The organism is Peribacillus sp. CSMR9 (assembly GCF_033141925.1).
GTDB classification, from domain to species: domain Bacteria; phylum Bacillota; class Bacilli; order Bacillales; family DSM-1321; genus Peribacillus; species Peribacillus simplex_A.
The window spans coordinates 1-10,282 of the sequence record NZ_JAOPHO010000096.1; the positions used below are offsets into that span (position 1 = coordinate 1).

Genomic DNA, 10,282 nt, shown 5'->3' on the forward strand with positions numbered 1-10,282 from the left:
ATTATAGTGAAAAAAAGAAGAAAAAACAGGGGGATGTAAATAAAAATTTTACGTAGGATATCGCTAGTCTTTATGTGTGCATTGTTTTTGCTTCCTGCAAGGGCAAGTGAAGATTGGATGACTTGGAAACCCTTTCTTGTGATTTATGATGAAAATGGAAATGTAGTAGATAAATTAGTAGCTACACCTTGAATCTCTTATGAGGTTATTTTTTTGTTCTGATTCTCAATTTAATCCAACATATATTTATCAGATTCATAAATATGACCCTTTAGGGGTACCGCCAATGGCTGCACCCCTAAAAGGAAAAGGAACCTACGAAATGTTGGCGTTAGCCGTACAGTTCGTGGTTATCGGGCCATTTAATGGCGAAGCGACACGTACAGAATGACAGAAAGGTGTTCTTCCTTTCTGATCAGTCTGTAGTGCTGCCGCCCAAATATATTTAAATCTCAAAAATGTTTTAAAAAAAGCTAAACGCAAACCTAACTAAAAGTGAAAACATAACTTTTAAAAGTCAAAAACTCTACTTTTTTAAACATTTGATGCTAAGAAACGCTCTACAACGAAATTAACTTCCTTTAGTCTTATAATTACCTATTCGATTCAAAATAAAGAGGTTTGTCGGATTTGAAAAAACAACAGGACCAGTTGTTGAATTGAAATAAAAATTGATAATTAAATCCCAAAAACCCTATAACTATATAGGGTTAAATCGATTTCTTCATTCCACACTCTCTGCATTTACGAATATATACATAATTCTTAACCGAACTCTCAAACTGAGCTTTACCGCAATTGTCACAGCGACCACTCACGATGTCAGGATAATCTGCGTAGTCATAAATAATTGTGGTGTCATATTCCTTTTTTTCTTCTGGAATTTCTTCAGACAAAGTAAAATCACCTTCACTATTTTATTTGATTATATATATTCTACGAAAGACGGAATGCGGAGCAAGCCTGCCTTTGTATAATTTCTAAACTTTACCTTGCACTTAATCTTCGGATCTAAATAAATGAACTTCTTATTTTCATCAATAATTAAATCTTGATACTGGCTATAGAATTGCTTCCTTGCTGCAGGAGTGACAAACTCCATTATGCCAGCTGGCTTTATCCGGTTATTTTCTTCAATCCCTAAAAGCAAACCGAATTCATCTTTTCGTAATCCGGTAATCACTGCATCCGTATATTGATAGTTGATTACCTTAAACCAGTCATGTGACCGTTTACCAAACTGGTATTTCGAATTTGCTTTCTTCTGGACGATGCCTTCAAGCCCTTGTTGCTTTACAAGCTCAAAATAGGCCGGGCCATTACCATACATCCATTTAACCTTACAAATCAAATACGAATCTTCCACTATTTCTTCAAGCAGCTCTTTTCTCTCGTGTAGAGGTAAATGAGTTACCTTTTGACCATTATGATAAATTACGTCAAAAACGCAATACTGTATAGCATGTTCTGATTTCTTAGAAGAAAATCTCTGCATCATTGCTTCAAATTCAGGCTTACCTTGTTGATCAGTCACAATTATTTCACCATCAAGAATAATTCCATTTGGAATATCCAACTGGAGCAGTTCGGGAAATTTCGTTGTGACTTCATTTTTTATCAAGACCAAAAATAAAAAAAGCTTATTAGTAAAGGATTAATATATATTAGTCATGTATAATATGTGAAATGAGAAAAACCTTTCAGTTCAATTAGTAAAAACATCTCTTTGAATCAAAAATATTTTTCAGGGGCATCTTATCTTTAAAATACCAAAAATTTAGAGGTGTTTAAATGTTAAAAATAATGGTTGCTTCTGTGGTATCGTTAACAATGTTGTTCTGTCCCCTCATTACTTATGCAAATCAAGTTAAAGAACATATGGCATTAAAACAAGGTTACGATAAAATATTTTTGAGTAAGCATATTGATGATGCAGGGGTTAGAACTGCAATTAGCCTAGGACTAGACCAACCTGTTAATCAAACTTTTTATGATAATAAAAATGATATAAGAGTGCATTTTGAGAGTATAATGACGGATGATAAAGAGACCAAACTTTTATTGACCTTCCAAAGTAAGAAAACAAATTTAAAAAATTATTATATCGATAATTTTGAGGGAGACACATTGATTAACCTCTTTGTTGGAAATACACAGAAAAAATCATTATCTTGTGTGGGTTGGGGAAGTAGATATTACGATAGTAAAGAAAACAAAGTGGTTAAAGCTTTATCCTTTGAATCCCTAAAAAAATATGCCGGACAAGACATCCGACTAGAAATTGAAAATTTGACGATATACGATAACAATAAGACTCGAAAAGTACAAACAATATGGCCACTTGATATAAGGCTTGATGAATCAGCTGTTTTAAAAAGAGAAACTATGGAAATAAACAAAGAATTTATTTTTGAAAAAGAAACATACAAAATTATAAGGGTAGAGTTCTCGCCACTAGAAACAAGAGTTGTCGTTACTGGATCTGATATAAAACTTCAAACTGCTGAGAGTGGATCACAGTATAGAAAGATGAGCAAGTTAGAGCATAAATTGCTTAATGCAAGGAAAGTAAATAAAAAATACGGGTATTTCGTTGACAATAAAAAGTCTGGTGTATTTCTAAAATCAGCTGGTGAAAAAGTTGATCCTATCTTTAATAAGGGTGAGGTATCAGGTGCCAATGATGAATACAACATGGTTTTTGCTCCTGTCAAGAACCGTCAAAACTGCATTCTTGAAGTTGGTAATGATATTAAGATTCCACTAACAAGATAAATAATGGTTCGCTTTAGCTGCCCCTAAATGGCGGCTTTTTTGAATAAGAAGCAAAGCGTATAAAGAAATTCCAACCAACAACTCAATATCTTAAAGAACTACAATGAAAATAAGTTTCTTTACCATTTTCATTCTTTGTGGTGAATCGCCGATTTTTGCGATTCATGAATGGCTAACGGGTGATTAGCTGAAGATCGGAGCTGTCTTTAAGGCAGTTTTTTTCTTTATGCAACTATCGGGGCAGGTTAGTTTAACTTCATATAATTGTGTATTATAGTGATAATATAAAGTTTTTCTAAAGGAAGATTAAATTGAAGAATAGATTTTCAATTGGAGAAATGGCTAAACTCCATAATACGACCATAAAAACCCTTCGATATTATGATGAAATTGATTTATTAAAACCTATACATACGGATCTAAACAACGGTTATAGATATTATTCAACGGAACAATTTGAACATTTGAACACTATTCATTATTTAAAGGAATTAGGTTTTTCATTAAAGGAGATCAAGGGACATCTAGACGACAGGAATATCGATGGTTTTTTGTATCTCTTAGAGGAACAGAAACGATTAACCGAAAAAAAAATGAAAGAACTGGAACGAATTAACCGAAGGTTCCAAAATCGAATCAAGGACATTAAATTAGCACGAGAAATAAAAGAATTGGAAGTGCCATTCATACAGGAGAGGAAAGAGAGAAGGATAGTAAGATTAATGGAAATAATCAGTTCAGAACCTGAGATGGAAGTTTCCTTACGACGATTAGAGAGTCTGTCTAATATGAGTTCTTCTATATTTATTGGGGGAGTAGGTCTTACGATAAGTATTAATAATACATTAAACAACAAGTTCAATGAATATAACTCGATATTTATTTTAGTCGAAGAAGATGATATTCAAAATCCTTTAGTGACAACTCTTCCCGAAGGAATGTATGCCTGCATTTATTATAATGGAAATCACAGCGATTCACCCGAACATTATAGAAGCTTACTCAATTGTATTCAAGATAACGGTTTCCAAGTTATCGGGGATTCCATTGAAAGAACAATAATTGACCATTATATCTCAGGTAGTAAAGAAGACTATCTGACAGAAATACAAATACCAATAAAGTGTTGACCCTCCCGTTACAGGAGGGTCTATATTTTTGGATAGAACAATAATTAAAAGGAGAAATGATTATGTTTGGAACAATCTTTAATACAATGATGATAGTAATCGGAAGCATTATCGGAAGCATCTTTAAAAAGGGGATAAAAGATGAATATCACAACATTCTAATGCAGGCTATGGGGTTAGTTGCGTTGGGGTTAGGAATAAATGCACTAGTGCAACATTTACCTTCCAGCAAATATCCGGTACTTTTTATTGTAAGCTTAGCCGTAGGGGGATTGCTCGGTCAAAGGCTGAATTTAGAATCAAAATTTAATGCTTTAGTTAATAAATATTCCAGAGGTAATTTAGCTGAGGGGTTAGCGACTGCTATCCTATTATTTTGTATTGGAACGTTATCTATTTTAGGTCCTGTAGAGGCAGCGTTAAAGGGAGATTATACGTATCTGCTTGCAAATGGGGTGTTGGATGGGATTACCTCGATTGTATTAGCATCCACATTTGGTATTGGGATAGCTGTTGCAGGAATTGTTTTATTTATTTGGCAAGGTGCCATTTATTTAATTGCTATTTTAATGGAGAACTCCATAAATAATGATCTTCTGAACGAAGTGACGATTGTAGGAGGTATATTGATAATCGCATCTGGTTTAAATATTTTGGGGATTAAGAAATTTAATACTTTAAATCTTCTACCATCAATAATAATTCCTCCTATTGTATTTTTAGTTATTCATTTTTCTCATTTATAATATTTGTGAAATATTACACTTAAACTAACGGGTGCTTTAGTTTAAGATCGGAGCTGCCTATAAGGCAGCTTTTTCTTATGGAACTATCGGGGCAGGATAGTTCCATAAGGAACCTAAGCTGAGTAATTTTATTGTATCTTCTAAACAGAATTTTTCTGTGCTATTATTATTTATACAAATATTACCATCGAAAATAAGCAAACACCCTCTCTTCCTAATTAGATTTTTTATTATTCGATATAACAATGAATACAAAGTTGAGTGAAATATATCTAAAAAGATCTCAAAGGAGTGAAACCAATGTAAACAAATATTTTTCTCTTAGAAAAATTAAATAAGAGGGGTTGTTTGCATTGAAGAATAAATCATTTAATGTATTGATGGCAGGACAATCTTTAGCAAATGCTGGAGATGTTTTTTATATTGTTGCGATTATAACAAGCGTTTACAATGTAACAAATTCTTTATTTTATGTTTCGTTGGTTCCTGTAATAAATATGCTTGGAGGGTTTTTAGGAGGATTATTAGCACCACTACTCATAGATCGATACAAGTTAAAAAAGATTTTATTTAATTCTCAATTAGTTAAAACTTGTATCTTACTTGTGCTAACCCTGTACGTATCATTATTATTATCTAAAGATTCGATTGAAACGGTTTATATAATTATTTTCTTTATCACTTTTTTAGATAGTTTCGCTAATCCAGCAAGTAGTGCATTAATACCTCAACTTGTTTCGGAAGAAAACTTATTAAAAGCAAATAGCCTTATGTCTTCTATACATCAATTCATTCAGATGGGTGGATGGGCTGCAGGTGGTATATTAGCAGCATTTTTGCATTCTAATGGGCTATTAATGTTGACGTTTAGTTTGTATGTATTATCAACATTCTTGCTGGCATTCGTTAAAGTCAAAGAAAAGAAACAATCCGAAGAACTTGAAGAACTATCAGTAAAGGAAAGTAAAATGACTTCAATGTTTGAAGGTTGGAGATTAATTGCAGAAGATAAGAGGCTGCGTGTCCTTCATTTAACCCTATTTTTTGGTTCTATAGCTAGTCCAGTTTGGGTATCATCCATTCTATACCCTTTTATAGACAAAAGGCTAAGTGTAGGAACTGAGTGGTGGGGTTATATAAACACCTCTTTATTATTAGGCTTATTTCTAGCAGGAATACTTGCATATAGACAATCTGAATTCATTAACAAAAATATTCAGAATGTGCTATTGCTTGGAGGCTTTATGGTCTTTCTAATGACTCTCTTATTTGGAGTTAATGTAAATCCCATCCTTTCTCTTTTGCTTATTGGTTTATATGGTTTATTCGAAGAACTGAGGATGATTTCTATTCATACAATCATCCAAAGTTTAGTTAGGGAAAAGCTTTTGGCTAAGGTTTATGCAGTTCAGAGTTCTTTAATAATGGCAACATTCGGGATATCAACTCTTATGATGGGGATACTGGGCCAGCGATACAGCATTGTAGTTGTATTTATTGTTGCCTCGATTTCCTTATGTATTTCATTTATTAATCTTATTACCTCTAGAAAGTATTTAGCAATATCTATAGATGGATCTAGCAAAAACTTTGAAAACCAATTGTGAATTTTTTAGACAATAAGCCAACGGTTCCGTTAGCTTAAGATCGGAGCTGTCTTTAATGGCAGCTCTTTCCTTATGGAACTAAAGGGGCAGGTTAGTGGAAGAAGGAAATTTCGGAAAGATAGCGAATTATGCAATAACATGAAACTAAAGGTGAATTATTATGACAACCAGTGATTTGCAATATCGACGCTCAGGATTAAGAGTCAAATGTGAAAAGGATGTTAATCCATCAGTAAGACGGACTTGCTTAAGCTTTGCTGTTTGGTTACGTACATATATGGAATTTCCGATAAGGGTTGTTGTATACCTAAAAACGGATTATCAACTTAAAACCAGAGATACAAAAGAACTGGCAAGTGCTACCTTTTTTGCACCTTATGATAAAACTGTTGAACCTTACATAAGAATTGCAACAGGAGATTATGAAGAATTAGTTTCAGAAAGAGGAAAAAATGATGCATTATGGGAAATTTTACGCAGCATGGCTCATGAGATAATCCATTATCAACAATGGCTAGAAGATAAGGAAATGGATGAGAAAGAAGCAGAAAACGGAAGCGAAGAATTATTAGATAGTTATTATGAATTTTTGTAATTAGAAATATTTGTTGAACTCCCATGAAAATTAAAAAAGCTCAAAATCCAGAAAAAACCACAACAAAATAGACCCAGTAAAAACGCTTTTTAAAAAAAGGCTGAGCCTTATGAGTGATCTGATTGAGTTTGGTAAATCGTTAAACAAAAACCTCCAATCAAAGCAAATTAAGTAGAGGCTAGCGCGACGACCAAAAAAGGATTAATCTCCCATGAGTGCTACCCAAAAAGGGCGCGACAGTCGGTGGTACACCGTGGTCGTCGGAGTCAGACTAACGGATGGGCTCAAAGGCACCATAGTTCAACGACCTTCTTCGCCAGCCATTAAAACATTATCGACATAGAGACCAATTTTCATTCTCTGTGGTGAAGCGCTGATTTTTGCGCTTCATGGATGGCTAACGGGGCAGATTAGTTGTATAAAACATGTGTTTATCTATAATTGGTAATATATTCATAATTGTAGAGGGGTTGAGAACTTGATAGAAGGAATATTTGAAGCACATTTGCCTGTAAAAAACTTAGATGTTTCAATGGAGTTTTATAAAAAGCTGGGTTTGGAATTTGCATGGCGTGATGAAGAAACTGCTTTTTTTTGGATTGAAAAAGGAAAAAGTTGGTTAGGTTTGTGGGAGGGAAATGAGTATCAAACGCCATACCATCCTTCCTTACGACATATTGCTTTTCGAGTTTCATATGAAAATTTAAAAGAATCTTTAAAATGGTTAGATTCTATTCAAGTTAAAGTCGTGCCATTTGGTAGTAGAAAATCTATTGAGCCATTTATTCGACCATATTCAGAAAATGCTTCCGTTTACTTTGAAGACCCTGATGGTAACAGTTTGGAAATGATGTGTTCTGTTGAAGTTCCTAATGCTTTAAAACATATTAATGATAAGCTGTCCTTTGAAGATTGGGAGGAATTAGCTAAAAGTAAATTAAAAAAAGAGAAGGCATAATTATTTATATATTGCTTATTGAACTAACGAGTGCGTTAGTTTAATAAAAACTTCATAGCTAGACCCAAATAGTGAAACCATTTTGACACAATCCTTTTTCAAAATGGTTTCTTTTGTTGGCAGTAAAATAAGGGGTGTTTACATCCTTTTAGTTATACTTTATTACAAAGATATAAATACGGTTATATTTTCTTATATATCTCTGCATAAGCTACTTTTAATTGCCCATTTAAATCTTTATTCTCTTGTTCTAATCTTTTGATTTTTCGTTTCAATGAATCGATAAGAGCATCCTTGTTATTGTCATTCATTTTTCGTTGAATCTGTTTTTTAGTAGGAACTGTAACCTGCTGCTGTCTTAAAGTCTCAATCCTTTCACGAAGGACTAGATTGTTATAAAGGGTCGCTTTTGCAACTCCTGCCTCACTTGCCACACTGTTAAAGTTAATGTTCTCATTTGCTCGAACAAGCCGTTGAATTGCTTCATCTACTTTTTTAGTGGTAGCTGTCCTACGATCTTTATGGAGTTGTTTTAAATGTGTTTGAAGGTTAAATTTAGACATTAGCTGACTCCTTCTTTCTTTTTAGCCTATCTAGGCGACCAAAAATAATATGCCCTTCTTCAATGGTGTTTAAGATGTTTTGGTATCTTTCCAAGTTCTTTTTATTCTTTTCGGCTATTTCATTCCTTCCACGGCCTTCTAAGATATCAATTGTCTTTGTCGCTGTCTTAATTAATAATTCGTATTTTTGTTTATCCAAATCAGAGAATCCAATCGCTAAATCTTTGCACGGGCTTCCACCATTACATGTTAGGCATGGCGGTTCCTCTGAATAAGGACAATTACCGTTAATTCTTGCGTGGCAGCTTCCGTAGGGATTATCTATAGCGTTTAATTTATGATCACGCCACAACATCTCAAGTAGATCTGAAGGTACTTTTTCGTTCGGATTAACCTGCTTCATTTCCCCGTTAAAATCAAAACTAAACAATCCCTTTTTCACGGCTTCTTCAAACACCTTACGCTTTGTACCATCTAACAATTTAGCATATCTAATGGTCATTTCAGGTGAAGCATGTGCCAATAGTTCCTGAACTGTAAGTATATCAGCGCCACTATTTAACATCTTTACTGCATATGTGTGTCTAAATTGATGGATTTTAAAATGATAAATATTCCCCTTTTCATCGACTATCCTTCTTTCACTTGCAAGGTCGTTAAGTTTTTCTCTAACCCAATCATTCGAATAGGGACGTCCTTTTCTAACTCCTCTATACCTTACAAAAACAAACCGATTTGGGTTGTTTTCTTCATTGCTATATTTTTTTGATTTGTCTATTAACACTGCGAGAATATTCGCTAAATCTTCATCTATCGGTATAGAGTGATCTTGGACATTGGTTTTGGAAATGTCCGTTACAATTTGATATTTCCCATTCAGTTTTACTAAGCAATCATGATTAAGCCTTAAAGTATCAGATAATCTCAAGCCTGTTTTGAAAGATATCCATATTATGGGCTGAACATCCTCATGAAGATAGCTTAGATTGTCAAATAACTGCTCTAAGACATCATCTGGGATGTAGTTTACTTTATCTAGCCTTCTTTTATATTTTGGTTTATCTTCCGGGAAAATAAGTACTCTAATATCCTTTTCAGGTGCTAAATCTGAATAAACTTCTTGTAAACCCTGAAGATATTTTTTAACCAAGGATACCGCCTTTATGATATAGTGACGTGAATTTGTGACTCTTTGATTATCCTTTAAGTCTTTGTTTAGTTGCTCAAGATATTTTTCAATATGATTTCTAGTTAACTTGGTCAAGTCATCCCAGTCAGGTTCTAGTGAGAAAATAAAATCTAGGAATGCGGGAATACAGTTCAAATAATTTCTGGCTGATCCCCATGTTAAATCATTTGACAATAAACGGCGTTTTAAATATTGTTTCGTTTCCTCACGAAATCTCATATTTTTAATCGCTGTAAAGTCCATTTTAGTATGACTGGCTGCCTGATTAAAATACACACCATATTCTTTATTGAGATTTTTTGCTTCCCAAATGTCTTTTTCCCATTCATCTCGAAAGTCTATTAGTTTATTAAACTCAGTTAGAAGATTTAATAAGTACTTGGCCCGGGGAGACTTAACTTTATATCCATCCCGTTTGCTAATGTAAGAAGTCGATACTCCGTTTTTCTCTAACCAAGATAGCCAATCCCTGTTTGCCTTGTCAATATTCAAATCAGTGAGAGAGTTGAGATAGGGGTATTTTTCATTTACAAAACGGTTAAATAGTTGAATGTTATTGGCTTGTCCAACAAACATAGTGTTCATGGTCCATTCTGGATTTGAGTCAATATTTTGGACACAAAAAAGTTAAATCTTAAGCTGCATTTCTAATTTGGTCTTCAATGGCTTGTGGAGTTTGATATCCTAAGCTGCTGTGAATTCTTTTTCGGTTATACCAA

Annotated in this window: 10 protein-coding genes; 6 read left to right on the top strand and 4 right to left on the bottom strand. The window is 33.7% G+C overall.

Translation table 11 applies throughout. The features are described 5' to 3' along the window. Positions 1 to 710: 710 nt before the first annotated feature. Together N9I19_RS22775 and N9I19_RS22780 are read right to left on the bottom strand one after the other, a co-directional pair. Positions 711 to 896, bottom strand: a complete 186-nt coding sequence (locus N9I19_RS22775; protein WP_053347445.1) for a DUF8096 family protein — start codon at positions 894 to 896, stop codon at positions 711 to 713. 29 nt (positions 897 to 925) lie between these two features. Beyond that, a complete protein-coding gene (locus N9I19_RS22780; protein WP_317779062.1) occupies positions 926 to 1,627 on the bottom strand; it encodes an ATP-dependent DNA ligase in 702 nt (233 codons plus the stop codon). Positions 1,628 to 1,791: 164 nt separating this feature from the next. On the opposite strand from N9I19_RS22780, the gene N9I19_RS22785 reads away from it, so the two are divergent. From N9I19_RS22785 to N9I19_RS22810, 6 genes are all read left to right on the top strand, one after another. Beyond that, positions 1,792 to 2,775, top strand: coding sequence for a hypothetical protein (locus tag N9I19_RS22785; protein ID WP_317779063.1), 984 nt, complete (start codon positions 1,792 to 1,794; stop codon positions 2,773 to 2,775). 311 nt (positions 2,776 to 3,086) lie between these two features. After that, positions 3,087 to 3,905 (top strand): MerR family transcriptional regulator, encoded by an 819-nt coding sequence (locus N9I19_RS22790; RefSeq protein WP_053535405.1) that lies wholly within the window; start codon positions 3,087 to 3,089, stop codon positions 3,903 to 3,905. A gap of 62 nt (positions 3,906 to 3,967) precedes the next feature. Next, on the top strand, positions 3,968 to 4,651 hold the full coding sequence (locus N9I19_RS22795; RefSeq protein ID WP_034314427.1) for a DUF554 domain-containing protein: 684 nt from the start codon (positions 3,968 to 3,970) through the stop codon (positions 4,649 to 4,651). Positions 4,652 to 5,004: 353 nt separating this feature from the next. Then, on the top strand, positions 5,005 to 6,258 hold the full coding sequence (locus tag N9I19_RS22800) for an MFS transporter (RefSeq protein WP_317779064.1): 1,254 nt from the start codon (positions 5,005 to 5,007) through the stop codon (positions 6,256 to 6,258). Between the two features lie 160 nt (positions 6,259 to 6,418). Next, positions 6,419 to 6,853, top strand: coding sequence for a hypothetical protein (locus N9I19_RS22805; RefSeq protein WP_317779065.1), 435 nt, complete (start codon positions 6,419 to 6,421; stop codon positions 6,851 to 6,853). Positions 6,854 to 7,331: 478 nt separating this feature from the next. After that, the gene (locus tag N9I19_RS22810) at positions 7,332 to 7,811 is read left to right on the top strand and encodes a VOC family protein (RefSeq protein ID WP_317779066.1); all 480 of its coding nucleotides are present in this window, start codon (positions 7,332 to 7,334) and stop codon (positions 7,809 to 7,811) included. Positions 7,812 to 7,993: 182 nt separating this feature from the next. Here N9I19_RS22810 and N9I19_RS22815 read toward each other — a convergent pair whose 3' ends face one another. Continuing rightward, a complete protein-coding gene (locus N9I19_RS22815; RefSeq protein ID WP_317779067.1) occupies positions 7,994 to 8,374 on the bottom strand; it encodes a DUF6262 family protein in 381 nt (126 codons plus the stop codon). Then, positions 8,367 to 10,139: a tyrosine-type recombinase/integrase gene (locus tag N9I19_RS22820; protein ID WP_317779068.1), complete on the bottom strand. Its 1,773-nt coding sequence runs from the start codon at positions 10,137 to 10,139 to the stop codon at positions 8,367 to 8,369. The genes N9I19_RS22815 and N9I19_RS22820 overlap by 8 nt, the downstream gene beginning before the upstream one ends. Positions 10,140 to 10,282 lie beyond the last annotated feature (143 nt).

Excerpts from the sequence above, each read along its gene's own strand:
- N9I19_RS22820 (WP_317779068.1), bottom strand. The coding sequence starts at position 10,139 with ATGTTTGTTGGACAAGCCAATAACATTCAACTATTTAACCGTTTTGTA.
- N9I19_RS22815 (WP_317779067.1), bottom strand. The coding sequence starts at position 8,374 with ATGTCTAAATTTAACCTTCAAACACATTTAAAACAACTCCATAAAGAT.
- N9I19_RS22795 (WP_034314427.1), top strand. The coding sequence starts at position 3,968 with ATGTTTGGAACAATCTTTAATACAATGATGATAGTAATCGGAAGCATT.
- N9I19_RS22785 (WP_317779063.1), top strand. The coding sequence starts at position 1,792 with ATGTTAAAAATAATGGTTGCTTCTGTGGTATCGTTAACAATGTTGTTC.
- N9I19_RS22805 (WP_317779065.1), top strand. The coding sequence starts at position 6,419 with ATGACAACCAGTGATTTGCAATATCGACGCTCAGGATTAAGAGTCAAA.